Here is a 25018-nt window from a genome sequence, read left to right on the forward strand (position 1 = left end):
CCCGCGCAGAAGCCGGCGGTAGACTGCGTCCGTGCCAGGAGGAGTGCTGGACTCGAACACGCGGCGCACCCGGATCATCTCCGCGGTGCTGGCCGTGCTGCTCGGCTGGCTCATCGTCGGCTACCCGGCCGCCATTCTGGCATTCATCGCGATGGTCAGTTTCAGCGGCTGCTTCCTGGAATGTTCGGAGCCGGATCCGCTCGGCGGAGTCCTCACACTCAGTGCAGCGCTGATCCTGGTTGCCGCACCGTTGCTGGTCGCCTGGAGCATCCTGAAACCCGGCTCGCGGGCATGGAAGTTCGGCGCCGGCGCCGTCGCAGTTCTGGCCGCGGTCTTCCTGTACGGACAGCTGGCCGGAGCGCTCTGACGGAATCGGACGCCCAGGAGCGTGCACCGTGCCTCCAAGTTGGCGCCGTGTCCCTCAGCCTCAGGCCCTGCTGCGCAGGGCGGACCAGGTGTCCAGGGCGTAATAGGTCTGCCGCTGGTAGACCAGCGGCTGGGCGATCGAGCCGCCGTCGAGAATCTGCAGCACCTGAGCAGCGAGGACAATGCCGGTTCCGGCCGGCATCCGGTCAAGGGGCTTGCAGCGGAGCACCGTGCCGACGCCGCGGATGATCGGTTCGCCCGTCGGCGCGGTGTACCAGTCCATGTTGAACCCGAAACGGTGGGAACCCGGACGGGCGAAAAGTTCGGCAAGCCTGCGGTTGGCGGTAGTGAGCAGGTGGACGGCAAGCGTTTCGGCTGCCAGCAGGGCGGCTCCGGATTCGCTGCTTGGCATGATGGAAAGCGCAAGCACCGGAGGTTCCGCAGACACGGAAATCACAGAGGACGCGGTAATTCCTGCCGGCCCATCTGGTCCGGCAGCGGTGACAATTGCTACACCTGCGGGATGGGCGGCGAATGCGGCGCGGAAGGCGGCGGCGAGGCCTGGAGTCTGGGCGTCCTGCGGCATTAGGGCGTTTCCTGCTCGTCACCGGGCAGGACCGGAGCGGGTGATCCACCCGGCATGGCGGGATCCGTGGGTCCGCTGGGGATACCTGGCGCAGGAGACTCAGTGGTTTCCACTACGTCCTGCGGTGTTTCCTCTTGGTCCGTGTCGTCGCACCCCACGAGGAAAAGCGCGCTCAAGGCCACGACCGCCGAAAACTTCTTCGCTGTTTCCTTGGCGTCCATGTTCTGCTCCTGCGATGGATCCTGTTTCGCTTAGCCCGTATACAACAGGGTGGCAGTCCTGTTCATCGTTCACAAGGGGCACGAGCGAGTGGCCCCGGAGAAGCTGCGGCGGAATGCTTCAGGCGCGGCGTCTCGCTAAGGCCCTGAACGCGACGGCGGCGATGGCGGCTGCTGCGGCCCAAGGGGCGCCCACGATGATTGGGTCCAGCCACTCATGGTTTACATCCGCGCGTTTTCTCCCGAACCGTGAGGACAATCCCCGGTGCGTGAATTCGCTGCGCACGCCGGTTTCGGTGATCGGATTATCCGGACGCAAGCTGGCGAAGGATCGCAGGTGGCTCTCCCACGCATCGACCCGGTCGGCGGCGAGCAGGAGCAGCCAATGCGCCGCGCGTCCCTCGCTGTACTTTTTGTAGGAGTATTTGCGCATCGCGCCTGAGAGCCCCTTGGGGGGTGCAGAGGTCCCGAAGACAGGCGTGAGGAACTGGTGCTCGATGGAGCGCTCCCGCGGCCACTTCTCCTCCTGGCGTTCCGGGAAGTCCCAGCGTGCTCCGGTGGCGCCCGGGTCAAACCGCTCCTTGGGCACTGCCGGGCGGTCCTTGGGATCCAAGTCCGCGCCCCATCCGGGGATTCGTGCCCGGAGATCGTTGCTGGACAGCCGGCGCTCCGGCTTCTCTGCTCTGTACGGCATTTCCTGGCCCTTCCTCAGCTTGCGTCCGGGACGATGACCGGCTTGATGCAGTCATCGAGCTTCGCGGAGAAGATGTGATATCCCTCCGCTATGTGCTCCAGCGGAATGCGGTGAGTGATAATGTCGCTGGGTTTGAGGTAGCCGTTCTTGATGTGCTCGAACAGCCGCGGCCACTGGCGTTTTACCGGACACTGGTTCATCCGCAGGGTCAAGCCCTTGTTCAGTGCGTCGCCGAACTTCACGGCGCTGAACATCGGGCCATACGCACCCATCACCGAAATAGTCCCGCCCTTGCGCACAGAATCGATCGCCCAATTCAGTGCCACGGGGGAGCCGCCCTGCAGTTTGAACTTCGCGGCGGTGACATGCTGGGTGAAGTTACCGTCTGCTTCGGCGCCAACGGCATCGATCGCCACGTCAGCGCCGAGATAATCGGTAATTTTCTTCATTTGGACCACGATGTCGTTGTACTCGGCGAAGTTGTAGGTCTCGGCGTGGGCGAAGGTGCGAGCCTTTTCCAGCCGGTAGTCCAGATGATCGATGACGATCACGCGCCCCGCCCCCATCAGCCATGACGACTTCGCCGCGAACAGTCCAACCGGACCCGCTCCGAACACCACCACCGTGTCGCCTTCGACGATGTCCCCGAGCTGGGCACCGAAATAACCGGTGGCGAGGGCATCGGTCAGCAGCAGTGCGTCCTCCGGATCCATCCACTCCGGCATGATGGAAGGCCCGACGTCGGCAAAGGGCACCCGCACGAACTCCGCCTGGCCGCCGTCGTAACCACCGCAGGTGTGGGAGTAGCCATAGATAGCGCCTACCGCCGTCGCATTGGGGTTGACGTTGTGGCAGTTGGAATACAGGCCCCGCGCACAGAAGTAGCAGGACCCGCAGTAGACGTTGAACGGCACCATCACCCTGTCGCCGCGCTTGAGGTTCTGCACCGATGGGCCGACCTCCTCGACGACGCCGATAAACTCGTGGCCAAAGGTCATGCCTACCCGCGTGTCCGGCATCATGCCGTGGTAGAGATGCAGGTCGGATCCGCAGATGGCCGCGTGCGTTACCCGTACAATCGCGTCGTTCGGGTGCTCGATCGGGGGTATGTCCTTCTCTTCAACGCGGACCTTGTATGGACCGCGGTACACCATTGCTCTCATGAGTGCCGCCTCGGAAGGATGGTTGGATTGCCGCCAGCTTCACAGGCCGCACCGGCCCGGTCAAGGACTTTGCCCAGGTTGGCCATCAGCCGGCCTCTACATGCTTCCGCACACCCTATGTCCGGCTGGGCTTAACAGTGACGAGGCAGGGGTGGAGTAGGGGAAACTTGAGGGGACTGTTGCCGACGGAATGCGGGTTCAGTATTCTTCTAGGAAGGTCCGGCAGTGGGCTGGAACGAACTATCCTGCCGGAGCTGCCATGGCCCACAAACTGCGCCTGCTGGTCAAAATTGACACCAACCCCTCCACTGCCACGTTGGCCGTGACAGGCTGCCTGACGGAAGAGAATTGTTTGGCGCTGCTGCCGATCATCCGCCGGCTCCGAGCGCTGGTCGACGGTATGGGCGTCACCGTGGATCTGAGCACCGCCAAACACATCGACGCTTCCGCTGTCCGCACGGTAGAGCAAGCTGGGCCGGCCGAGGCCCGTGGTGATCAGGATGAGGGAGAAATATGCATTATTCTGCCTGCTGACCTTCCCTCCTGCCCGGCGCTGACCTGGGACGGGTCAGCCCAGGGCCAGCTGCGCCAGCGCAGCCGCCTTGAAAGCCCATGACGCTTTCGTGATGAAAACTCCCGCTGTACCGGAATTGGGTTGGTGCCGGCATGGGAAGGGTGCCGCGATGGCGGCACCCTTCCTTCCTGTCTGCTCCGCGATTGCGGGGTGTTCGTCTTAGGTTTCGGACTTCTCCTGTTTACCCGACTCCTCGATGGCTTCCTGCCGGTGACTTCCGGCGATTTCGATCTTGCGGCGTTTGGTTGCTTCGCTGACCGGGATGGTCACGCTCAGTACCCCGTTGTCGTAATGCGCGGCAATGCCGTCGATGTCGATGTCCTGGCCCAGCGTGAGCTGGCGCAGGAAGGAACCGCCCTGGCGTTCCTTGAGCATCCATTGCGTGTCGCCGCTGTCCTTTAGCGTGCGCTGGGCGCGGATGCTCAGCAGCTGCCCGTCGACGTCGACATCGACCGAGTTCGGGTCGATGCCCGGCATGTCGGCGTTGAGGACGTAGTGGTCGCCTTCGCGGTACAGGTCCATCGGCATCATCTGCGGGCCCTGCCGGTTGCCGAACAGTGCCTGGGACAGGCGGTCCATTTCCTGGAACGGATCAAACCTGGCCATTGTCACCAACTCCTTTTACTCACTCCCTACCAATAGTTGAGTCAGATGCGCTCAACTATTGGTATTTTAACGCGGAGTTTTTCTGCTGTGTAGCCCTGCTTGCTTCTGAACGGGAATCTTTTCCGGGGACACCCGTTGGACGGTTTCTAATTGAAGGGCAGAAGAGTCAGCCGAAGCTCCGGCCTGCGCGTCCGAGGGCGGCACAGCCAACAGCGCCGGCGGAATTGGACACGTGAACGAAGCAGACCAGCAGGTCCTGACCGCTGCCGTGCTGTCCGAATTGGGCTCAGGTGTCTCGATGCTCTGGATCCATTAGCTGAGTATCGGCGGAACTGCATCCGAAGATGTTCTGCAGCTATCACAACCTACGGAACCGTCCGCCCCTTGGCAGAGCAGCGTCGAGGCGGACGGCAGCAACAAAGCCGGAGGACGGGGAACCTGAACCAGGGTGCTGGGCCCGCAGCGCCAGGGTTCTGATTCCTGCCGGTGCGGCCGGGGCAAAGGTCAACAATGCGCTACGGCCAACCGTGTCTTTCGAAGCGCATTGGTAACAGGTGCCGGCATTGTCCTCCAGCATGATGCCGGACAGAGCCGCGGCTTCCTTCGCCGTCGGGCAATGGACGTGAACGATGACGCTGTCGTCCCAAAGCTCCATCGAGGTCACCAGGAAACGCCCATGGACATCGAAGTGCTGGTACGTGCAGGACTGCGGAATTACGACGGCGAGTGGCCCGCCGCTGTGTGACAGGTTTGTCCCCGGGGCCGACCGGTGGTCGGTTCGAACTTCTTCTCCGATGGTCATGACGCATACCGGTTTGACGCAGAATATTCCATCGCGCGCTGCATTTCCGGTTTCGTGAGGTTTTGCGATGCCCCGCATCCGGCGCAGACCAGGGCGCCGGACTTACCGCCCCTGGCCGCCCGAAGAGTGGAGGGCTCCAGCAGCAGATGTTGGCTGGTGTTGTCGCAGGCGGGGCAATGGATTTCAAAGGTTGTCAGGAGGCGCGAAGCCGAGTAGCTTGGCTGGATCATGATGATTCCTCGATGCTGACCTGAGCGGCGTTGAACAATCGTTGCCGTGTGGGGCCGCTGCAGGAGGGGTGCCGTGGCAGTTGCTTAGCCGCTAGCGGAGGTTCATTTATTTCACGCCCAAATCATGAAACGGTCAAGACATCCGCGCGCATTAATTCCAATAGTCACCCGGAGCGGCGATTGTCCCTACGACCGATGAGACGTTCACAATGACGCCGGACCCTTGCGCCTGCGTCGGTTCCATCAACTTTTGCGCCCTTGCCGGCGAAGCGGAGAGCCGTGGCACGCCCTATTCCAGAGGAAGCTCCGGTAATAACGACAACGGAATTTCTCGCCCGCACGGTGGCTCCTCGCAATTGAGGACGGCCCCTAAACACGGGTCTTTTGGCCTGGCGACGGCCAGTGTGGACTGAAGCTGTCGAGGAAGATGTATGCACCCGCCCCTGAGGCCAAGAACCCCATGACACCTACTATCGTGAGCTGCAGGCTGATACCTAGGATGACCAAAGCAAGACCGGCGATTGTGACCAGCAGACCGTAAACCCTTCGCGCGCCCGATCTGTTGGATAGTCCCGGGGTACCCAGCTTTTGGGCCAGATGCGGGTCTTGCGCTGCGAGCTCTTCTTCGAGCTCGCGGAGACGCTTGCGCTCATCGTCCGATAACGGCATCGAACTCTTCTTCCTTGGCGTGGTCCGGGTGTTCAGCACCTGGCCGCGGGTTGTGCTTTTTCCTCACATTATGGGCACTTTCCCGGTTACTCTCCAGAGTCGGCGGCCGGATCTTTTCCGGGCTATTGCGTAGACGCAGGTCAGAGATAAGCGACAGGCAGATGTGTGCGTCGGACGGCGTCAAAGACGACGTCGGTGAGCTTGCTGTGGCGGGCGAAGACAGCCCGCTGGCGGTCTGCGCCTGTTCCGGTGCGGACAATCCGGCTGGCCATATGCTTGACCGGTTCCAGGTCTCCGGTTTCGGCCAAGACCGGTCCCACGTACTTGAGCAAAGCGCCGACGGCGGCTCGTGCAGGGCAGCGCCCGTTCCTTAGCGGATGGATCAGATCGTCGGCGACGGCGGACTTGCTTGCCCGCCATGACGCGAGCCGCAGCAGTTCTGTCGGAACGGCCAGCGGTGGCCGGCCGTCAAGCCACTCCCGTGCCGCCGTCTCGACAAGGGCCCGGCATATGCCGGCCAGCGCCGCGGCGTGGTCTGCTTCGAGGCAGACGTCGGCGACGCGAATTTCCACGGTGGGCTGGCGTCTGCTGAGGCGGGCATCGAAGTAGACCATTCCCTCGTCGAGCAGTACATCGCAGTCCAGGAGAACCCGCACAAGGCTGTGGTAGGCGGACGCAGACCCGAAAAGTTCCGTGGGGCCAGCGGTGGGCCAGCGTTTCCAGACCTGGTACCGGAAGCTGGCGTAGCCGCTGTCGGCGCCCTGCCAGTATGGGGAGTTTCCGCTCAGGGCAAGCAGGACGGGTAGCCAGACCCGGATCCGGTCAAGAACCGCAACGGCTTCGTCGTCGGACGCGACGCCAACGTGGATATGGAAACCGCAGGTGAGCTGCTCGCGCAGGGTCATCCCATAGCGGCCTTCCATCGCTTGATAGCGCGGACGGCGCACCAGCTGGGTGGAAGCCTGCAGTGGATAGGTACCGAGTGCAACAGCCCGGGCGCCGAACCGTTTGGCCTGCCGATCGGCCTCCGCCCTGCCTGCCCTCAGGCCTGCCGCCAGCTTCCTCAGGTCCTTGTACGGTGCCGACACGGCTTCAAGCTGTTCCTGCTTCAGTTCCGGGGCAAGCGCGCCGGTGTAGGCAATCGGCGAATCCGCCGTCCCTGGCATGGATGGACCCGCTTGGTGATTGTCCCCGAGCAATTGCTCGGAGACAGGGGCGAGCGCTCCGGTCTTTGCGTCCACCAGAAGCAGCTCTTCCTCGACACCAAAGCTGCGCATATCTTTAGTCTTCACCACAGGGGCAACGTTCGGAACGGCTAGCTCGAAAAATGGACCACGGGGCAGACAGGAGCTGCATCATTACCTTGAATTCACGGCGCAACATGGCCCATTGACAGCACTGGACGACGGCGTGACAATATTTCCACGGAGCCCCTCGACGGGATTCCGGAGGCAAGGCTGATGCGCTTTCGCACCTTACCGTTCATCGAAACGGATTTGCGACCTCCCGAATCCCTTCCGGGGGCTTCGTTGTGCTTCCGGCCTCTCGTGCAGCGCTCGCCGGATTTCCACCAATCCGGGTCCAGGCCTTGAAAACGGTCCCTCCAGCATGGAACGTAGTAAGCACACTTAGCATCTCTGGGGTTTCCAATCGAGTTTTGCCAGAGAAGGAGCGGAACAGTGTCACCCACACCAAAACAACCCATCACCGATGACAGCATCAGGGTTCGCCAGCTCAGCCACTACCAGTTCACCTGGGTGGCCGGCGACCCGGGCAATCCCGGCACCTGGACCCTGCAGCTTGTTCTGGATGAGGGTGCCTGGGAAGAAGTGTTGACCATCGACGCCGACGACGCCGACAACCTGCAGGATCTGCTTTCAACTGCAGAGACCGTGTACTACGACATCGGCCGGCGCACGCTGATGTTCGGTACCACCAAGGCCGGCCACCACTAACCCAGCCACGTCCAGCCACACCCATAGGAGCCCAAATCATGTCCGGAAATCTCTTTGCACGATCGGTCCACGATCTCACCGCAGCCACTTGGTTCGGAGGATCCCTGATGGGGGCCATCGGACTCAACGGAGCTACAGCCAAAGCACAAAACCCTGCCGAGCGGACCCGCCTGTCCAGCCTTGGCTGGAAGAAGTGGGCGCCGGTGCAGACTGCCGCATTTGCCTCCCACCTCATGGCGGGATTGCCGCTGATGTGGGAGAACAAGGGACGTATGGCCAAACAGGAAGGCGCCACCCGGCTCACGGTGGTCAAGACCGCTGTCACACTGCTCGGCGCCGTGGTAACGCTTTATGCCGGCATTCTTGGCAAGAAGGTCGAGCAGCTGGCAGGCGAAGGGGCCGAAGGCGCAACAGAGCCGGCACCCACGGCCTCAGCTGAGCTGAAGGCCGCCCAGAAGCAGCTGAAGGCGCTTCAGTGGACCATCCCGGTCTTCGCCGGAACTGTTATCGTCCTCGGGGCGAAGCACGGGGAAATGCAGCGGCCCAAGCGCATCTTCGAGGGGCTGCTCAAGCACTGAAAAACCGGAACCAAACGCGCGGAAACACGCCATAGAGCCGAAGGTATTCTGGATAGATGAGTGTCGAAGCCCAGTCAAATGTCACCTTTGACGGCCAGTTCGCCCGCGAGTTCGCGGAGCTGGCCGTTCCTTGGCAGGCGGAGGAAGTTCCCGACCCGCAGTTGCTCGTGCTCAACGAGCCGCTGGCCGCGGAGCTGGGCTTCGACCCTGCATCCTTGCGGAACGCCGAGGGCCTGCGCCTGCTGATCGGCAACACAGTCCCGGAGGGTGCCACCCCGGTGGCGCAGGGCTACGCCGGCCACCAGTTCGGCTTCTACTCGCCGCGTCTGGGCGACGGACGCGCCCTCCTGCTCGGTGAGATCGCCGACGCCGACGGAGGCCTTCGGGACATCCACCTCAAAGGCTCCGGACGCACGCCGTTCGCCCGCGGTGGCGACGGCCTGGCCGCGGTCGGTCCAATGCTGCGCGAGTACGTGGTCAGCGAGGCGATGCACGCCCTCGGTATCCCCACCACCCGGTCCCTCGCCGTGGTCTCGACGGGGCGCCCGGTGCGCCGGGAGACCCTGCTGCAGGGAGCCGTGCTCACCCGCGTGGCAAGCAGCCACCTGCGCGTGGGCAACTTCCAATACGTTCGGGCAATGAACGACGACGACCTGCTGCGCCGTCTGGCCGATCATGCGATCGCACGCCACCATCCCGCTGCAGCAGAGGCCGAGAACCCCTACCTCGCCCTGTTCCAAGCAGTCGTGGCTGCCCAGGCGTCGCTGGTGGCCCGATGGATGCTGGTTGGTTTCATCCACGGTGTCATGAATACGGACAACATGACCATCTCGGGGGAGACCATCGACTACGGGCCGTGTGCCTTCATGGACGCTTTCGACCCGGCCACGGTTTACAGCTCGATCGACGAAACCGGGCGCTACGCCTACGGCAACCAGCCGCTGGTGGCGGAGTGGAACTTAGCCCGCCTCGCAGAGGTTCTCCTGCCGCTCCTCCACGAGGACCAGGAGCAGGCCGTCGCCCTCGCACAGGAATCGCTTGGCGCCTTCCACGGTCAGTACAGCGCCGCCTGGTTGACCGGCATGAAAGCCAAACTCGGTCTGCCCGACAGTCTCGACGATGAAGCCGCCTCGTCCCTTACAAACGAGCTCTTCGTCCTGCTGCAGGAAGCCCAGGTGGACTATACGTCCTTCTTCCGGAGCCTCGCAAAGGCGGCCCGCGGCGACGACGGGCCCGCGCGCTCCATGTTATTGAGTCCGGCAGCGTTGGATGCCTGGACCAAGCGTTGGCGCGCCCTCGACCCGGACGCAGATCTCATGGACCGGACCAACCCGGTCTACATTCCCCGCAACCACCTCGTCGAGGAGGCCCTTGCCGCCGCTGGCGACGGCGACATGGAGCCGTTCAGCCAGCTCCTGGCCGCGGTGTCCGCGCCTTTCGAGGAGCGCCCTGGCCTCGAGCGTTACGCCTCCGCCGCGCCGGAGAGCTTCGGCCCCTACCGGACCTTCTGCGGAACCTAAAGCTGGGCCGGGGAGCCCGGCACGATCAAGCTGCACGAAGACGCGCGGGACGAGGCTTGAAAGCGGCTGGCCGATGATGGAAACTGGTAAGCACACTTAGCACCTTGGGGGACCGTCCGGAACTCAGCCTAAGGAGCAGGACCATGACAGTTCGTGAATTCATGGAACCCTCTCCACGTTTTCACGTATTCGCACTAGCCCCTAGGAAGGGGCCGTGGCTAGCCGCACTGCGGAGCGGCGTCGGGAACCGGGAATCCGGCTCCCCGTCGAGCCTGCGGTAGGCGGCGCGCAACCCCAACGGGCTTCAAACGCACCGTCCAGCCTTCGGCGGACAGTCCCACGCTGTGACTTGGTCTTCGCGTCGCCCTGAACCTGCCAAGAACGTCTTGACAAAACGACCCGTGCACCGTCGATGTCGGCGTGTGTTTTCCTGCCGCAGAAGCGGCAATGAAACTTCAGTCCACTGCGGTTCCCGTCGTGGACGAGACCGCAGGAGGAACATTCCTTCGAGGTGTACGCGGCGTTGACCTCAACTACGTCGAGACCCGTGTCCTCGGTCAAAGTTGCGAGCTTTTTCTTGACGGCGGCGCGGCCGAAGCGGGTGATGAGACGGTTCATGTCCCGGCTCATGCCGCCGTCCATGGCGTCGAGTTTCTCCACGACCAAGCCTTGAATGTCGTCTTTGGCGAGCTTGTTCAGGATGCGGTTGACCTCGTTGGTGATGTATTCGCGCATACGTTGCTGGAGATTCCGGTACCGGCGATTCGTCTTGAGGCGGATTCCCTGCCCCTGAAGGCTCTTGGCGAGTTCCAGCGCCTGCCGGTCCAGCTCCCTGAGATGCGGCATGGCGCCGACGCCGAATAGGCGGCCGTCGCTGGTCGCGAACAAGCTCTTCATGCCCCAGTCGAGGCCGAGGTGGACGCCGTGCGGGCGCGGCTGCGCGACCGGAGACTTCTTCTGAAGGACGAACTGAAGGGAGCCGTCCTTGCGGACGTTGAGCTGCACAAAGTCGGACACCTCGCCCGGTGCGTGATGGAAATGCCGGTGGGCTCTGAGCGGTATGCGGGCGACGTCGCCCTTCTTCATCGTGGAGATGCGGAGCCAGTAATCGAATGAGCTGTCCTTCGAGGACTCCACCTGGGCTATGGTGCCGTCCATGAGCATCGTGTTCACCCGGGACAGGTTCGGCAACGAAACAGCATGCTTGCTGACCTGCTTGACCATATGGCGGGAGAGCTTGAGTAGTTCGGCAGGCACCGGAAGTTCCGCCGCGGCCCAGCCTCTGCCGGGCTTGCCGTCACTGTGCCGGATTTCGCCCGTTTCGGTGTTGACCAGTATCGGGAGGCTGAGCTCCTTCGTGAACCATGCCGTGCGGGCGTTCACCCGGTAGAGCACGGTCTGCGTCTCGTCGTCGAGTCGGGAGCCGCTGATGAGCTCGCGGACGGCGTTCTTAACGAGGCCGGTCCACGAGTTCATTGCCTGAAAGGTCTGGTTGTATATGGACTTGACCTGCCGGGCCGAAAGTTCCGTCGTGAAGCTCAGGTCCGTAACTTTCGTCGGCATCCGTTTCATCAAGGGTTTGCCGTCGAGGAGTTGCCGGTATAGCTGGGACTGCATGCCTCCGAGAGCGAGCCGCCACGGTCCCAGCAGCGCGTGGACGCGTGAGAGTTTGCCGGCGTTGGCAAACGCTTGGAGCGGATAAGCCCGCACCTTCGTGGCTTCCCTGGGCAGGTCAGTCGCTTCGGTCATTTGCCGGCACCCTCGTCTTCGAGCGCGGCCATCAGCTTCGTGCTGCGGTTCCTGGCCCCGCGAAGCCCGTACAGGCGTGCGGTGAAGGAGTAGATGATGGACAAGAAGCCGTCCATCAGGTCTGAGGTCTGCTCCTGCGCGAGATTTGCAACGTCGATGCGGCGCCCCTGCTGGGAGCGGAGAACTTCAAACCAATTGAACCCGATACGCGTGAGCCGGTCCCGGTGCTCGACAACGAGGGTGCCCCAATCGTCAGATGTTAGGAGCTTCGCCAGTTTGGGGCGGGAGTCGTTGACACCGCTCGCCACTTCCTTTGTCACCGAGACCACCTGAAGCCCACGTGCCGGCGCGTAGTAGGTCATGCGCTGCGCCTGCCGCTCCAAGTCCGCTTTCCGGGTGTGTGAAGAGAACCGTGCGTAGACGGCGGCTTTAGGGGCAAGGGATGACGCGGGATCGGGAACGTGGATGGTTCCGTGCTCGTCCTGCCAGGCGCCCTCGATCCGCCCCGCTTTGTATCGGTTCCACGCAGCACGATAGCCAATCCCAACCTTCTTCGCGTACTGCGCTAGCTTCATGTCAGCCACAAAATCATCCCTGCAGTTCTATCTATACATGGTCCATATTTGCTGAAACTATTTTCGACACTAGTTTCCGGGTCTGACAGTTTGTGCTTGAGGATTCAGCTCCTCCTCTATTCACCGTGGCCGGTTCATGGCAAAGTGGCGCCATGAGCGAAGATCTGCGGATGCCTGATGCCGACGACGCCGACAACCTGCAGGATCTCCTCTCCACTGCGGAGACCGTGTACTACGACATCGGCCGTCAGACCCTCATGTTCGGCACCACCAAGGCCGGCCACAACTAGGAACAACCGAATCCCTTGCAAGCTTCAACCGGCCACGTGGTGCTGCTCGGCGACTCCATCTTGGACAACAAGGCATATGTCGGCGGCGGTCCCGACGTCGTTCATCAACTCCGCGGGGAACTTCCGCCAGCGTGGAAGGCCACACTCCTGGCAATCGATGGGGACGTCATCGCAGGCGTGCCGCGGCAGCTTCGTTCCCTGCCGCGCGACGCGACCCATCTCGTGATCAGTGCCGGCGGAAACGACGCGCTGGGCTTTGCCTACCTGCTGCAGTCTCCTGCGAGTTCTGTCGCGGAAGTTCTTCGATGGTTCGGTGATGCGCAGGACCGGTTCGCCTCGGATTACGAGGCCATGGCGGAAGCAGTCGCGGCTACCGGGCTGCCCGCTGCGGTCTGCACCATCTATGACACTCCCGCCTCGGGGCCCGATTACCGGATCATCAGGACGGCCGCGGCCTTCTTCAACGACTGCATCACGCGGGCAGCTTTCGCCCGCGGACTGTCACTGATTGACCTCCGCCTGATTTGCAATCAGGACGGGGACTACGCCAACCCCATAGAGCCGTCGGTCCAGGGCGGCGCCAAGATTGCCCGCGCTATTGCCGCCGTCGTGGATTGTCGTGATGTTCGCCGTACTTCCACCGTTATCGCGGGGACTGCAGAGTAAAGCACCTCAACGGATGCCACGATGCACCCCAGTAATCGATGACTGGGGCATGGTTGCTGTGGTGCTCCTCCACGGGGGGAGGCCAGAATGGTTACGTCGGAAGCGGCCGGGAGAGCGGTCCGGTTCCGTCGGCAGCGTCTTCCTTGGGGGCGGCCGTACACGCGGCCGGGGTGGGAACACCCGAGATCCGCGGCAGAAATGGCTTGAAGCGAGTTGGCTTGGGGAGGCCTGGCTTCAGGCCATTTCGCGTGTCCGGGAAAAGACACCGCCAGAGGCCCGTTGCTTGCCTGGTTCCCTGCAAAAAGTGCGCTCCCAAAGCTGTGATTTCGATAGGGCCAAGGTGCCAGCGCCTGCGAATCACCCCATTGGAAAATCGGAATAGACGTCCAAGGCGGCGCGGGCCCCTCTTCCAGTTCAAAGGGCACGCCGAGGACGCAGAAAATGCCGATGGCGGCAGCCGCAGTCTTGTACTCGGGCCGCCTCGTCTCCAGCCGCATGTCGGGAACATGGACGGGCCGGTGTTCGCGGGCCGCAGTGCGGCACGGTCCGCGCGGAGGCGTGGGGTGGTGGAGTAACGGTTAAATAACGCGGATGACGTTACTACGGATGGACATCACGCGCCAAAGGGGAGGCACACCATGAGGGGATGCATGCAGAACGATACTGTCGCTGGGGAGCGGTCGTGTTAGGGGCAGTGGCGGCCATGCCAGGCTGGGCCTGGTGGGGTGTGGCCTTTGTCCTGTTCGCGGTCTTCGCAGTATGGCGTGCACGCCGTCGACTGCGGGCAGGAGTCGACGGGTATTCAGGAGAATCAGGCGGCGGCTGGGGAGCACCTGACCAGGTGGCCATGGGTGGAGTGTGGTTGAGCCTTCTCCTGCTGCTGATCGGTGCCGTTCTTGACCTGGGCGACATCGACCTCGGGCGGAGCCTGGGCGGCCCCTAAGACCCTCGTAGCCGGGAGTACCAGAATTGATTCCCCGGTCCCTGAGTGTCCTCGTGTTGAAGAGGAATACCTGCGCCTTCGAATCTGGGACTCCGCCAAGTTATCGAGCCGCGCTCTAGTCTGCCAAGATCCAGCGGCCGAATGCTGACTCTGGAGGAACCCAAGCGGAATAAGGGCCGAAGTCCGGCGGGGTTGGGGGCTCGTTCCACCGGACTCCGGAGTCTTGACCACCTCGGTACCAGAGTGGCTGGTCCTCAGCGCCGACGGGACGCCTCCCCACGGATCCGTGAAACCGGCCGCTGCCTCCTGATGTTTTTCCAAGCCCCTGTCGATACGTTTTTCCGTATCTGGCGACTTTCGTCGCTTCGGATATGTCTCCTCCAGCAGCCGGGGGGCCGGTGCTTATTACTGAGGGGACGTGATGGACGAAAACACATGGAGGCTGCAGCTCATCGACGGGTGGCGGCTGCACCGCGGCGACCTGGACCTCAAGATGGGCCTGCGCCAGCAGCGGCTGATAGCGGCATTGGCCCTGCTCGGGCCACGGCCCCGACCGTACCTGGCCGGCACCCTGTGGCCGGACAGCGCCGATACCCAGGCATCGGGAAACCTGCGCGAAACGATCTGGACCATTTCCCGCCAACTGCCTGGCCTGCTCACCCGGGACAACGGTCGGCTCGAACTCACTGAGGATCTGCACATCGATGTGCAGGAACTGCGCCGCGCTATGTCCGGTACTACCGCAGCAGGTGGTCGGTGCCGGGTGGAGCTGCTGGCCCGGGGTGAACTGCTGCCGGGGTGGTACGACGATTGGGTCCTTTACGAGCAGGAACAGTGGCGCCGCCAGCGCCTGGCAGCGTTGGAAACCGTGGCCGAAGACATGCTCTCACGCGGCGATGCGCCCGGCACCATGGAAGCGGCCCATGCAGCGCTGCGGATAGAGCCCCTGCACGCGAATGCGATCCGGCTGGTCCTGCGCGCCCATCTGGAAGAAGGCAACCACGCCGGCGCCCTGGGCGCCTACCGTGAATTCAGCTCCCGCATGCGGACCGAGTTCGGTGCCGCCCTTCCCTCGGACGTCACCGGGCTCATCCGGCCGCTGCTCATTAGATCCGGATAACAGGAAGCCGGACAGGTTCTTGTCGCGCACTGCTCAGGCCGGGGTGTGCTGCCAGGAGCCCGGCGGTATAGCCGCGCGCTTCTAGACCGTCTTGATGAGGGCCTCAAATCTGGCGCCAGGGTCATCCATGCCTTTCCGAAAACGCGCGGTTCCACCATTGACGAAAGTGTGATGCAGGTCATAAAGTTTCTTTTTACGGAAATAGATTTCCACGATACGGTTTACGTCTCGGTTCCCGGGGCGGGGAAGTGATAGCCATGAGTGCTTGGAACAACGACTTGGGCGATTCCGATCTGGCGGTCCGCAACGCCGATCCTTCCCTGTACAACGAGGATCTTGCCCCGCTGCCGGCATCGCAGCGAACCTGGGGCTGGTTTGCCATCTTCAATGTCTGGTCCAACGACATCCAAAGCCTTGCCGGGTACACCTTGGCCGCAAGCCTGTTTATTACCGCGGGCATCAATGGCTGGTTTGTCTTTGCTGCCATCCTCCTTGCCGGTTTCATCGTGAAGCTCCTCGTCGATCTCAGCGGACGGCCCAGCGTCAAATACGGCTTTCCTTATCCTGTCCTCGCGCGCGCCTCCATGGGCGTGCGAGGCGCGCAGTTCCCGGCGATCATCAGGGCAGTTGTCGCTGTGTTCTGGTACGGGGCGCAAACCTACTTCGCGTCCACCGCCATCGCCTTGGCGCTTAATGCCATCCTGGGCAGCCCTGGAGGCGCAGAGTTTCTGGGCATGAATTGGGTCGCCTGGGCGTCCTACGTGCTCGCCTCCGTGCTGCAGGTTGCACTCTTCCTGGGCGGCATCGACCGGATTGCAAATTTCCTCAACATTGTCGGCCCAGGTGTCTACGTGGTGATGATCGCACTGCTGGTTGCGATCTGGGTGCAGGTTGGGTCCGGTCTGCCGCAAGCTGTGGGCACACTCTTTTCCAACGACGATGTGACCGGGTGGGCAGCCGTGGCCGCGTTCGCAGGAGTGGTGGGCACGATGATTGCCTACTTCGCCGCCGTCGTCATTAACTTCGGTGACTTCGCGCGCAACGTCCGCAACGAACGGGCCATGCGGTTTGGCAACTTCACCGGCCTGCCGCTGAGCTTGGCGCTCTTCACCTTCCTGTCGGTGTTCATTACAGCCGGCGCCTACCTCCTCTACCAGGACGGCGAGGGCAACCCGCTGACCAATCCTGCCGACATCGTCGGGCTCGTGGACAACGTCCCGTTGACGGTTTTGGCGGCGGTGACCTTCCTCCTCGCGACGCTGGGCATCAATGTCGTCGCAAACTTCATTCCGCCGTCATACTCGCTGTCCAACATCAACCCAGCCAAGATCTCGTTCCGTACGGCAGGCATGATCACCGCGGCTGCTGGCTTTGTCATAGGTGCGCTCTGGGTGGCCGTCATCGCGAACATCGGCCTGCCGCGGTTTGTTGACACACTGGGAGCGGTGCTCGCACCGCTCTACGGCATCATCATCGCCGACTACTACATAGTGCGGAAGCAACGGTTGAACCTGAACGACCTTTACTCCGCGGACCCGAAGGGGATCTACCACTTCACCCGCGGCTGGAACCGGCGGGCAGTGGTGGCCTTCGCCATCGCCGGCGTCTTCTCCATCCTGACGGTATGGCTGCCGCAACTGGCGCAGCTTAGCGGTTTTGCCTGGGTTTTCGGCGCGGTCCTTGGCGGGCTCTTCCATTGGCTGGCCATGCGCGGCCACGTGGTCATAACGTCTGCCGACGACCGCTGACAGATACCTGACAAACGGGCCACTGACACCCTGCAGTCATTGGTCCTCCGCGAGCGACGCGTAGACCACGTAGTTGTCTTCGAAGATGCCGGTGTCCGGGTTGTAGCCGTCGCAGGTGATCAGTCGCAGTTCCGGTCCCTCCGTGTTGCCGTAGACCTCGAGCGTAGGGAACTGGTTCTTCTGGTACTGCTCGCCGCGGTCCACGGTGAAGACAACGCTGGTGCCGTCTTCGCGCTCGACGCGGATGCTGTCGCCCTTGGCCAGTTCCGGCAGCCGGGCGAAGACACCCGCGGTCTGGCTAAGCGAGTTCACGTGGCCCAGCAGCACGGCAGGTCCGGGGTCCCCGGGGGCGGGGGAGCCGTTGTACCAGCCGGCCGGAGCGCCGGCATCCTCCGGCGGAACTTCCAGCGTTCCATTCTCTTGCAAACCCAGGTGCAGCAGTTCCGAGAAGACACCGATCTTCCCGATCTCCATCGAAACCGGCGCGGCTGCGGGCTCGGGTGCGGCCGCGCTTGTCTCCGCACGGGGAACAGGGGTGGAGGTGGAGCTGGAACCAGGCAAAGTACCGGAGGCAGCGGCGGAACTGGGGGAGGGCGCCGCCGTCGTTGTTTGGGTTGTTGGTGTTGGGCTGGAGGGCGGCGAGGTGCCGCAGGCGGTCAGGAGCAGGGCGGCCGCCGCGGCCAGCAGTGCTGGTCCGCGGCGGCCTGTTCTACCAATCGTCATGGCTGGGTTGCTGTCCTGCCGTGCCTAGGACTTGGCCATGCTGCGGCGGACAATCCACGTTCCGCCCGCCGCCGCGGCCAGAACCAGGCCGCCGCCGAGGGCGAGCATTTCGGTGGTGTTGTTCTCGGTGACTTCCACGCCCGTGTCCGGGGCGCCGTCGGGCATTGCGCCCATCTGGGAGGCAGCGAGCGTGCCGCAGGCTGCCGGCGAAGTCGCGGCCAATGGCAGCCCGGGAACGAGGTCGCTCATCTTCTCCTGCGCCTCCGCGCTCAGGGTTGCCGGATCCAGGCCATGGACAACGACGACGGCGGTGCCCGCCTCAAGCGCGGCGATGGTGTCCGCGTTGAGTTCGAACGTGCGGTCGTAGGTGTAGGCGCCGCCCTGGCCGCCGACCTCCAGGGTCAGCCCGGCGTCGGGGCTGGTGTCGCCCGAGGTGGCCAGCGTGGTTCCAATGTGGCCGTAAAACGGGTGGCCTTCGGTGGTGGAGACCACGCCGTCGCCGTCGGTGTCTGCTTCCGGGCCGGGGCAGGTGCCCTGGGCGGCGATGTGGATGTGCTGGACGTGCGGGTAGGGGGCGTCGTTGAAGGTTTCGGCCAATCCGGAAACGTCCATCTTGACGTGGGCCTGGTTGCCGGTGACGTCGACCATGACGCTGCCGGTGGCGCTGCTGCCGTTGAGGGAGCCGAGGTTGGCCTGGTAATGGTCGGAATCGCCGTGGGCCATGGCGGGGGAGCCGGCCAGGGCGACGGCGCCGAGGGCCAGGGCGGGAATGGTCATCAAACGCATCTTCTTGTTCACGAAAGGATCCTCCAGAATGCGGGTTGCAACGCTCCCGTTGTGGAGCGCATACATGGTCTTCGGAGTGACCCGCACCACGGATTGGATTTTTCTGAAGAACGTGAAAAATTACCTCGGCGAAATGTCGCGGCAACGTCCAGCGGGCAGCATGGCAAGTGACAAGCAACCGGGGACAGGGAGTCAGAATGAAACGTGTTGGATTGATTCGCACTTTATCCACCGATGCTCGGCGGCTGCTTCAGATCCACGGCCAGATCCTGCAATCGGCCTTTCCCTTTGCCGTGGTCTCCCGCGCCGTCCCGTTCCAGCCCGAGGCGGTGCACGACGCCGAATCCTGCGTCCGCGCCGCCCCCAAAGTGGTTGCCTTGGCCAGGGAGCTTGCTCCCGAGGTCGACGGCATAATTATCAGCTGTGCTGCAGACCCTGGCCTGGCGGAAGCTCGGCTGGCGGTGGACGTGCCGGTAGTTGGAGCCGGGGCAGCGGGTGCCGCGGCGGCAATGGCCCTGGGCGCTCGCATTGGCGTCCTCGGTATAACCCTGGAGGCGCCCGAAGCCGTGGCCTCCGTCCTGGGCTCCCGCCTCATCGCGGTTGAATCACCGCAGAGCGTCAACTTCAGTACAGAGCTGCTAACGCCGACCGGAGTTTTCGAAAGTCTCGACGCCGGCCGCAGGCTGGCGGATGCCGGGGCGGATGTGATTCTGCTGGCCTGTACCGGATTCACGAGTATGGGCATCGGAAAGGAACTGAACCGGCGGCTAGGCCTTCCCGTAGTCGACTGTGTCCTGGCCGCCGGGGCAGCCCTCGCTGCTGCCGACTCCGGACGCGCGATGCCGCCGGCTTCGGTAGGCGCGGCTGCCTAGCAGAGACCGGGCAATGGAGACGCTCACAGCGGATTCTGCAGGGTGGTCAGCCATTCGCGGGCCAACTTCATTACCTGCTCCGGATCGGTGGTTGTTTCGACCGCAGGACGGCGGGCCCGGCGTGGGCCACGGATAACGCGCGCCCGGAAACCGTTGTGGCCGGTTTCCTGCCAGGCCCGGATGACGAGTGTAACGGGAACCGCGTTCCTGCGGGTGCCTTCGTCTGCTGTGCTGGTCATGATCAGCCACTCCCTCGATGCGTTGTGTGCTCTTGGGATCCACAGTAGGAAGCGGAGCTATGTTTCAGCTATGAAGGGGCCCTGCCCCGGATATGAGTGGTGGGCTAAGCGCTCGCGGTTCGCGACTCAGAGATCGGCGTCGAGGGTGAAACCGCAGCTGCAACGGTAGGTGCGGAATGTTGTTGCACTGGGCTCCGGCAGCACCGTGTCGGCGGTTAGCACCATGAGCGGGGCCGTGATCGGCAGATCTGCCGCGCTGACCAACTTCATCGGTTCCCCGCAGTGGACGTGCTCGGCAATGGTCCGTGCCAGCGCGTCGTCCTCCGAGGCGGCTGCTGACGCTTCCCGGGCGGCTGGCGTGGAGCTTCCGGCGCAGCCGAGCCAGCGCAGGTGTTCTGACGGGAACGCTTCTACTGCTGTCATACCGATTGTCCTTGGAATGTTGGCAGGCCAAAGCCTCGACGCATTTGGATGGCTCCTTTCGGGCGGCTTCGTTGCCGACAACAACAACAATCTTACGGCTGGTGGATCCTGGGTGACAGGGGCACTTGGGACCTGCAACCCTTCCGTAATCCGCGAATTCCTGTCCGTAACGGAATCACAACGGAGCGCTCCGGTTGCAGGCTTCAGGGTGTGAAATCATGCAACTGGGCGAGCGAAGGGAGAGTTCATGCAATGGTGGGAAGTCCTGGTAGGAATCGTCGGGGGAGTCCTACTGGTCTACGTCGCCTTGCTGTTCCTGCTGTGGAGATATGCGCGGCGAAACCCGGAAACGGTGGCCCTGCGGGACGCACTGCGGTTGCTTCCTGATCTGCTCCGACTCGTTCACGGGCTGGCCAAGGACCGCACCCTGCCGGCTGGCGTAAGGCTGCGCCTCTTGCTGCTGCTGCTGTATCTGGCTTCCCCGATCGACATCGTCCCCGACTTCATCCCGGTCCTAGGCTACGCAGATGACGTCGTCGTGGTTGGCCTTGTGCTGCGTTCGGTCATCCGTGCTGCGGGGTCGGAGCCGTTGGGCAGGCATTGGCCGGGAAGCGACGCCGGCCTGCAGATCATCCGCAAGCTCGCCGGCCTTCCGCCGGTGCTGGCCGGCGAAGAACCTGAAGGCGGCTGATAAGGACTGCGCCGCTGCGCCCTCAGCCTCCCGCGCTGTGGATGGCGAAGGCGATGACAAAGCCGAACGACGCCGTGAGACCGGTCAGGATGTGGTGCTGCTCGAAGGCCTCGGGAATCATCGTGTCGGCGATCATCGCCAGGATCGCCCCGGCCGCCAGCGCGGTGATGAAAGCGATCAGTTCCTCGGGCGCCCCCTGCAGCAACGCGAACCCCAGCAGCGAAGCCACCCCGCACAGGAGGGCGATGCCGCCCCAGACCCCGAAGACGTAGCCTGCGCTGCGACCGGCCTTCTTCATGCCGGCCGAGCTGGAGAGGCCTTCGGGCACGTTGGAGATGAAGACCGCGGCCAGCATGGCAGGGCTGACGGATCCCGCGGCCACCATGCCCAGCCCGAGGACCAGGGATTCGGGGATCCCGTCCAGCAGGGCGCCGACGGCGATGGCCGTGCCGCTGCCGGGCTTTTCGCCTTCGTTGGGCTGCTGGCCGCCGGAGCGTTTGCGGTGTTTGGCGCCCCGGCGCGCCAGCAGCAGGTTGGCGGCCGCGAACAGCACCGCCCCTGCGAGGAACCCGCCAACAGTGGGCCAGAGGCCGCCCGTCTCGGCAGCCTCGTCCACAAGCTCAAAGGCCAGCGCGGCAATCAGTACTCCCGCGCCGAAGGCCATAATGGTGGACACGACCTTGTCCGGAATCCGCCACTTCCAGGAAATCGCGGAGCCAACCACCAAGGCGGCCCCGCCGACCGTTCCCCAAACTAGCGCCTGCAGCCACACCGGGATCACGTCGGTTCAGACCCCGCGGGCGGAAGATCTGGATTCAGGTCTTCAAGACGCGGGTCCTCCGCAGTCCAGACCTGCAGGATGGCCCAGATGACGGCGGCCAGCGGCACCGATAGCACCGCGCCGACAATACCCGCGAGAATGGTGCCGGCGGTCAGCGCGAACAGGATGACCAGCGCGTGCAGCTTCAGGGCGTTGCCCATCACGATCGGCTGCAGCAGGTCGCCCTCCAGTTGGTTCACCGCCACCACAATGATGACGACGATCAGCGCCACTACCGGCCCATTGGCCACCAGTGCCACCAGGGCGGCGAGGATCCCGGCAACCGTTGCACCCACCAACGGGATGAACGCGCCCAGGAAGACAATCATGGCCAACGGTATGGCCAGCGGCACTTGCAGGATGAGCAGGGCTACGCCGATGGCCGTTGCATCAACCAGCGCGATGATGGCCGTGCCGCGGACATAGCCGCCCAAGACCTCTAGGGTGCGGGAGCCAGCCCGGCGCAGCTTGGCAGCACGTCGGCCGCTGAACGGACGCAGGAAGAAGTTCCAGATCTTCTGCCCGTCCTTGAGGAAGAAGAACAGCACCACCACCATCAGCGTGGCGCCCGCGATAAATTCGGTGACCGCCGAGATGCCAGTTAGGGCGCCGGAGCGGACCTGCTGGCTGGTGGCAAAATCGATCAGCGCCTCGCGTGCGTCATTGATCTGGGCCTGGTCGATGGGCAGCGGTCCGGTCAGCAGGAAGGCCTGCAGTTCGTCGAGACCGGTCGTGGTGGCGACCACGAGTTCGTCCCATTCGCTCCGGACCGCAACGACGATCACGGTGGTCGTTGCGGCCAGCAGCACCAGCAGGCTCAGGAAGGCGATCGCCGTGGCCAGTGCTCCCGGCACACCCTTCCGGCGCAGGAAATTCACAAACGGGCCGATGGCTGCTGCGAGGATCAGCGCGATCATTATCGGGATGACCAGCAGCCGGATCTGCAGCAGCCCGTAGATGGAGACGGACACCAACGTCAGGATCAGCAGGATCTGGGCGCAGCGGCTTCCCGTGCGCCCCAATCCGTCCTGCCACACACGTCGTCCTGGGGAAGTTTCGTCCTGCCTGCTGACGTGGCTGCTCATGCAGTTCCTCAGGCAGCAGCCGGCTGGTGTTCCCGGACTGCCCGGCGGCGCGCGTTCCGCTGTTCCTGTACGCGTGCCAGCTGCTGCTGGCGTTCGGCTTCCTGCTTGTCTGCGATGAGGGACGAGTGCAGGCGCAGCCGTTCCTCATGGGGGACCAGCATCAGGTAGTTCGGCAGCGTGGCGATCATATGCCGGACCTTGGGGCAGAACGGCCGGACCGCCAGGCGCCTGCGCTGGGCGTCGGATAGTGCCGTGGTGATCAGGCTGGAGGCCAAGGACTTACCGATCCGTCCGCCGGGCACGTCGGTAAAGAGCAACCAGATCTCGCCGTCCTGGATCTGGTAATGCAGAGACGCCACCACGACGCCGTCAATGTAGGCATCGAACTGTGAGGCGCCGAAATTGTCCCGTACTACAGGCTTCATGGGGGAATCGCCTTTCTCGTAAGCATGCTTTCTATTTCGTACTTCGAAGCAAAGCATGCTTACTAACCTGAATGCAAGACAGTTCGGTCTCTTTTTTGGGTTTGCTACAGTATGGGTCGTCCGCCGGTGACCGCAATGCGGGCGCCGGAGATGTAGCTGCCGTCGTCGGATGCCAGCAGTACGTAGGTCGGTGCCAGTTCGGCCGGTTGGCCCGCCCGGCCTAGCGGGGTGTTGCTCCCGAAGGACTCCACCTTCTCCGGCGGCATGGTGGACGGGATCAGTGGAGTCCAGATCGGTCCGGGAGCAACGCTGTTGACCCGGATGCCCTTCTCGCCGAGCAGCTGTGCCAGACTGGCGGAGAAGTTGGCGATCGCCGCCTTGGTGGCGGCATAGGGTGCCAGCGTGGGATTCGGCATGTCCGAGTTGACCGAGGAACTGCCGATGATCGAGGAGCCTGGGCCCATGTGGGGGAGTGCCGCCTTGACCAGGTAGAACATCGCATTGATGTTCACCTTGAAGGTGTGCTCCCATTCCTCGTCGCTGATCTCCTCGATCGTCTCGTGTGTCATCTGGTAAGCGGCGTTGTTGACCAGGATGTCGATTTTGCCGAACTCCTGTACGGCGGTGTCGATGATTTTGCGGCAGTGCTCCGCGGTGTCCAGGTCGCCGGGCACCAGGACTGCCTTGCGGCCGGCTTCCTCCACCAGCCGGGCGGTGTCTCGGGCGTCCTCGTCCTCGCTGAGGTAGGAAATCAGCACGTCCGCACCTTCCCGGGCGAAGGCGATGGCCACAGCCCGGCCAATCCCGCTGTCGCCGCCCGTGATCACCGCGGCTTTGCCCTTAAGTTTGTCCATCCCGCGGTAGCTTTCTTCGCCGCAGTCGGGCACTGGCGTCATCTTGGACTGGATCCCGGGCACATCCTGCTGCTGCTTCGGCTGGTTCATGTCGGCCTCCTGCTGGTGGTGGTTCAATCTGGCAAATCAATAATAGTAAGCAAGCTTACAGCCGGGCGCAGGCAAGCGAAACTAAGTGCACTTGCGGTTGGATTGAGGAAAACTTGAGCAGCGTCAAAGTCTTGAGCAAACCCTGCACGGATGTTGCGTGAAGCTCCGCTTATTCCTTGAGGTCCGCCCGCCAGAGTAATCAATGTCAGCCAGCGGGGCTGAGACAACTTTGGCAGGACCTGGACGGTCCGGATTACGAAATGGGAAAACACCATGGGCATCAGCATGAAGACCACCTCCGGCAAGCTCCTCGCCTCCGCAGCCCTCGTCGCCACGGCGGCGGGAGTCGCCGGCCTCGGCACCTACGGCGCGTTCACCAGCTCCACGGCAGCTGATCAGCAGGTCACAGCCGGCACGGTGAAGGTCAATCTCACCGAAGGCGCCACCGGTGGCCTGATCGTTCCGGCCAGCGACATTCTCCCCGGAGACACCATCGAGCGGGTCGTCACCCTGAAGAACACCGGTTCGTCCCAGCTGGGCGGCGTCATGCTGACCACTTCAACGTCCACGCCGACGGATCTGACCAGCAATGCTGCAACCGGTCTGCAGCTGAGGATCGAACGCTGCCCCGCAGGCTGGGCCGGCGCTCCCGGTGCATACACCTGCGGCAGCACTGCTGAAACCGTTTTGGCCAGCACTTCCGTCATCGGGGTAGACCGTCAGCTGGCTCAGCTGACGTCGCTGACTGCCGGTCAGAGCGACAGTCTGAAGATCCAGCTGGTCCTGCCCGCCGCGGCCAACGATGACTTCCAGGGTGACCAGAGCAAGGTGGCGTTCTCCTTCAATGCCACCGGCCGCAACGCGCAAACCAAGTAAGCCTGACTGCACCTAACGTGGTTGATCCGCCCTTCTTGGGGGAGGGCGGATCAACCGGTCATACCCGGCCCGCATCAGATCC

Annotated in this window: 32 protein-coding genes; 13 read left to right on the forward strand and 19 right to left on the reverse strand. The window is 63.4% G+C overall.

Features of this window, described 5'->3' with window-relative positions; translation table 11 throughout:
• Nucleotides 1-31 precede the first annotated feature (31 nt).
• Nucleotides 32-367, forward strand: coding sequence for a hypothetical protein (locus J5251_RS10940; RefSeq protein ID WP_208573967.1), 336 nt, complete (start codon nt 32-34; stop codon nt 365-367).
• A 60-nt stretch (nt 368-427) separates the two neighbouring features.
• Here the strand turns inward: J5251_RS10940 and J5251_RS10945 are convergent, their stop codons facing one another.
• The 4 genes from J5251_RS10945 to J5251_RS10960 all read right to left on the reverse strand — a co-directional run bounded on the left by J5251_RS10945 (nt 428) and on the right by J5251_RS10960 (nt 3027).
• Nucleotides 428-952, reverse strand: a complete 525-nt coding sequence (locus J5251_RS10945; RefSeq protein ID WP_208573968.1) for a flavin reductase family protein — start codon at nt 950-952, stop codon at nt 428-430.
• On the reverse strand, nt 952-1173 hold the full coding sequence (locus J5251_RS10950; RefSeq protein ID WP_208573969.1) for a hypothetical protein: 222 nt from the start codon (nt 1171-1173) through the stop codon (nt 952-954). The genes J5251_RS10945 and J5251_RS10950 overlap by 1 nt, the downstream gene beginning before the upstream one ends.
• Before the next feature lie 118 nt (nt 1174-1291).
• A complete protein-coding gene (locus tag J5251_RS10955) occupies nt 1292-1864 on the reverse strand; it encodes a hypothetical protein (protein WP_208573970.1) in 573 nt (190 codons plus the stop codon).
• A 14-nt stretch (nt 1865-1878) separates the two neighbouring features.
• A complete protein-coding gene (locus J5251_RS10960) occupies nt 1879-3027 on the reverse strand; it encodes a zinc-dependent alcohol dehydrogenase (protein ID WP_208573971.1) in 1149 nt (382 codons plus the stop codon).
• A gap of 259 nt (nt 3028-3286) precedes the next feature.
• Here J5251_RS10960 and J5251_RS10965 point away from each other — a divergent pair, with 259 nt between their 5' ends.
• Entirely contained in the window at nt 3287-3643 is a 357-nt protein-coding gene (locus tag J5251_RS10965) for a hypothetical protein (RefSeq protein WP_208573972.1), read from the forward strand.
• 117 nt (nt 3644-3760) lie between these two features.
• Here the strand turns inward: J5251_RS10965 and J5251_RS10970 are convergent, their stop codons facing one another.
• The 5 genes from J5251_RS10970 to J5251_RS10990 all read right to left on the reverse strand — a co-directional run bounded on the left by J5251_RS10970 (nt 3761) and on the right by J5251_RS10990 (nt 7185).
• Entirely contained in the window at nt 3761-4207 is a 447-nt protein-coding gene (locus tag J5251_RS10970) for an Hsp20/alpha crystallin family protein (protein ID WP_139005290.1), read from the reverse strand.
• A gap of 358 nt (nt 4208-4565) precedes the next feature.
• The gene (locus J5251_RS10975) at nt 4566-5009 is read right to left on the reverse strand and encodes a hypothetical protein (RefSeq protein WP_208573973.1); all 444 of its coding nucleotides are present in this window, start codon (nt 5007-5009) and stop codon (nt 4566-4568) included.
• A 394-nt stretch (nt 5010-5403) separates the two neighbouring features.
• Nucleotides 5404-5706, reverse strand: coding sequence for an SDR family NAD(P)-dependent oxidoreductase (locus tag J5251_RS20610; RefSeq protein WP_348272914.1), 303 nt, complete (start codon nt 5704-5706; stop codon nt 5404-5406).
• A complete protein-coding gene (locus J5251_RS20655; RefSeq protein WP_208573975.1) occupies nt 5609-5908 on the reverse strand; it encodes a DUF3040 domain-containing protein in 300 nt (99 codons plus the stop codon). Before J5251_RS20655 ends, J5251_RS20610 begins: the two co-directional genes overlap by 98 nt.
• A gap of 140 nt (nt 5909-6048) precedes the next feature.
• Nucleotides 6049-7185, reverse strand: a complete 1137-nt coding sequence (locus tag J5251_RS10990; protein WP_208573976.1) for a glutamate--cysteine ligase — start codon at nt 7183-7185, stop codon at nt 6049-6051.
• Nucleotides 7186-7587: 402 nt separating this feature from the next.
• On the opposite strand from J5251_RS10990, the gene J5251_RS10995 reads away from it, so the two are divergent.
• From J5251_RS10995 to J5251_RS11005, 3 genes are read left to right on the forward strand one after another with little or no spacing between them, the layout of a single operon-like run.
• Nucleotides 7588-7863, forward strand: coding sequence for a hypothetical protein (locus tag J5251_RS10995; RefSeq protein WP_139005292.1), 276 nt, complete (start codon nt 7588-7590; stop codon nt 7861-7863).
• A 38-nt stretch (nt 7864-7901) separates the two neighbouring features.
• On the forward strand, nt 7902-8441 hold the full coding sequence (locus J5251_RS11000) for a hypothetical protein (protein WP_208573977.1): 540 nt from the start codon (nt 7902-7904) through the stop codon (nt 8439-8441).
• Between the two features lie 56 nt (nt 8442-8497).
• Nucleotides 8498-9961 carry a protein adenylyltransferase SelO gene (locus J5251_RS11005; RefSeq protein WP_208573978.1) on the forward strand — a complete coding sequence of 488 codons (1464 nt, stop codon included), beginning with the start codon at nt 8498-8500 and terminating at the stop codon, nt 9959-9961.
• Nucleotides 9962-10162: 201 nt separating this feature from the next.
• Here J5251_RS11005 and J5251_RS11010 read toward each other — a convergent pair whose 3' ends face one another.
• Together J5251_RS11010 and J5251_RS11015 are read right to left on the reverse strand one after the other, a co-directional pair.
• A complete protein-coding gene (locus tag J5251_RS11010; protein ID WP_208573979.1) occupies nt 10163-11710 on the reverse strand; it encodes a zinc ribbon domain-containing protein in 1548 nt (515 codons plus the stop codon).
• On the reverse strand, nt 11707-12285 hold the full coding sequence (locus tag J5251_RS11015) for an IS607 family transposase (protein ID WP_208576134.1): 579 nt from the start codon (nt 12283-12285) through the stop codon (nt 11707-11709). Before J5251_RS11015 ends, J5251_RS11010 begins: the two co-directional genes overlap by 4 nt.
• Before the next feature lie 152 nt (nt 12286-12437).
• Between J5251_RS11015 and J5251_RS11020 the strand changes: the two genes are divergently transcribed.
• The 5 genes from J5251_RS11020 to J5251_RS11040 all read left to right on the forward strand — a co-directional run bounded on the left by J5251_RS11020 (nt 12438) and on the right by J5251_RS11040 (nt 17052).
• Nucleotides 12438-12575 carry a hypothetical protein gene (locus tag J5251_RS11020; protein WP_208573980.1) on the forward strand — a complete coding sequence of 46 codons (138 nt, stop codon included), beginning with the start codon at nt 12438-12440 and terminating at the stop codon, nt 12573-12575.
• Between the two features lie 15 nt (nt 12576-12590).
• Complete coding sequence (locus J5251_RS11025) at nt 12591-13241, forward strand: SGNH/GDSL hydrolase family protein (RefSeq protein ID WP_208573981.1); 651 nt, start codon at nt 12591-12593, stop codon at nt 13239-13241.
• A 682-nt stretch (nt 13242-13923) separates the two neighbouring features.
• The gene (locus J5251_RS11030; protein ID WP_208573982.1) at nt 13924-14184 is read left to right on the forward strand and encodes a hypothetical protein; all 261 of its coding nucleotides are present in this window, start codon (nt 13924-13926) and stop codon (nt 14182-14184) included.
• Between the two features lie 421 nt (nt 14185-14605).
• Nucleotides 14606-15304, forward strand: coding sequence for an AfsR/SARP family transcriptional regulator (locus J5251_RS11035; RefSeq protein ID WP_139005300.1), 699 nt, complete (start codon nt 14606-14608; stop codon nt 15302-15304).
• A gap of 257 nt (nt 15305-15561) precedes the next feature.
• Nucleotides 15562-17052, forward strand: a complete 1491-nt coding sequence (locus tag J5251_RS11040) for an NCS1 family nucleobase:cation symporter-1 (protein WP_208573983.1) — start codon at nt 15562-15564, stop codon at nt 17050-17052.
• A 36-nt stretch (nt 17053-17088) separates the two neighbouring features.
• On the opposite strand, the gene J5251_RS11045 is transcribed toward J5251_RS11040, so the two are convergent.
• Both J5251_RS11045 and J5251_RS11050 read right to left on the reverse strand, forming a co-directional pair.
• Nucleotides 17089-17775, reverse strand: coding sequence for a class F sortase (locus J5251_RS11045; RefSeq protein ID WP_208573984.1), 687 nt, complete (start codon nt 17773-17775; stop codon nt 17089-17091).
• Nucleotides 17776-17799: 24 nt separating this feature from the next.
• Nucleotides 17800-18573, reverse strand: coding sequence for a hypothetical protein (locus tag J5251_RS11050; RefSeq protein ID WP_244250630.1), 774 nt, complete (start codon nt 18571-18573; stop codon nt 17800-17802).
• A 185-nt stretch (nt 18574-18758) separates the two neighbouring features.
• Here J5251_RS11050 and J5251_RS11055 point away from each other — a divergent pair, with 185 nt between their 5' ends.
• Nucleotides 18759-19433 (forward strand): aspartate/glutamate racemase family protein, encoded by a 675-nt coding sequence (locus J5251_RS11055; protein ID WP_208573985.1) that lies wholly within the window; start codon nt 18759-18761, stop codon nt 19431-19433.
• 23 nt (nt 19434-19456) lie between these two features.
• Here the strand turns inward: J5251_RS11055 and J5251_RS11060 are convergent, their stop codons facing one another.
• Nucleotides 19457-19672, reverse strand: a complete 216-nt coding sequence (locus J5251_RS11060) for a hypothetical protein (RefSeq protein WP_208573986.1) — start codon at nt 19670-19672, stop codon at nt 19457-19459.
• Between the two features lie 126 nt (nt 19673-19798).
• Entirely contained in the window at nt 19799-20095 is a 297-nt protein-coding gene (locus J5251_RS11065; RefSeq protein ID WP_208573987.1) for a hypothetical protein, read from the reverse strand.
• Between the two features lie 247 nt (nt 20096-20342).
• Here J5251_RS11065 and J5251_RS11070 point away from each other — a divergent pair, with 247 nt between their 5' ends.
• Complete coding sequence (locus J5251_RS11070; RefSeq protein WP_208573988.1) at nt 20343-20786, forward strand: DUF1232 domain-containing protein; 444 nt, start codon at nt 20343-20345, stop codon at nt 20784-20786.
• Nucleotides 20787-20808: 22 nt separating this feature from the next.
• Here J5251_RS11070 and J5251_RS11075 read toward each other — a convergent pair whose 3' ends face one another.
• From J5251_RS11075 to J5251_RS11090, 4 genes are all read right to left on the reverse strand, one after another.
• Nucleotides 20809-21564, reverse strand: a complete 756-nt coding sequence (locus J5251_RS11075; protein WP_208576136.1) for a ZIP family metal transporter — start codon at nt 21562-21564, stop codon at nt 20809-20811.
• Complete coding sequence (locus tag J5251_RS11080) at nt 21564-22691, reverse strand: AI-2E family transporter (RefSeq protein WP_208573989.1); 1128 nt, start codon at nt 22689-22691, stop codon at nt 21564-21566. Before J5251_RS11080 ends, J5251_RS11075 begins: the two co-directional genes overlap by 1 nt.
• Nucleotides 22692-22699: 8 nt before the next feature.
• Nucleotides 22700-23116: a GNAT family N-acetyltransferase gene (locus J5251_RS11085; protein WP_208573990.1), complete on the reverse strand. Its 417-nt coding sequence runs from the start codon at nt 23114-23116 to the stop codon at nt 22700-22702.
• A 104-nt stretch (nt 23117-23220) separates the two neighbouring features.
• Nucleotides 23221-24060: an SDR family oxidoreductase gene (locus tag J5251_RS11090; protein ID WP_208573991.1), complete on the reverse strand. Its 840-nt coding sequence runs from the start codon at nt 24058-24060 to the stop codon at nt 23221-23223.
• Nucleotides 24061-24333: 273 nt separating this feature from the next.
• Between J5251_RS11090 and J5251_RS11095 the strand changes: the two genes are divergently transcribed.
• Nucleotides 24334-24936: a TasA family protein gene (locus J5251_RS11095; protein ID WP_208573992.1), complete on the forward strand. Its 603-nt coding sequence runs from the start codon at nt 24334-24336 to the stop codon at nt 24934-24936.
• Nucleotides 24937-25018: the final 82 nt, after the last annotated feature.

The organism is Arthrobacter crystallopoietes, assembly GCF_017603825.1.
Taxonomy (GTDB): domain Bacteria; phylum Actinomycetota; class Actinomycetes; order Actinomycetales; family Micrococcaceae; genus Crystallibacter; species Crystallibacter crystallopoietes_B.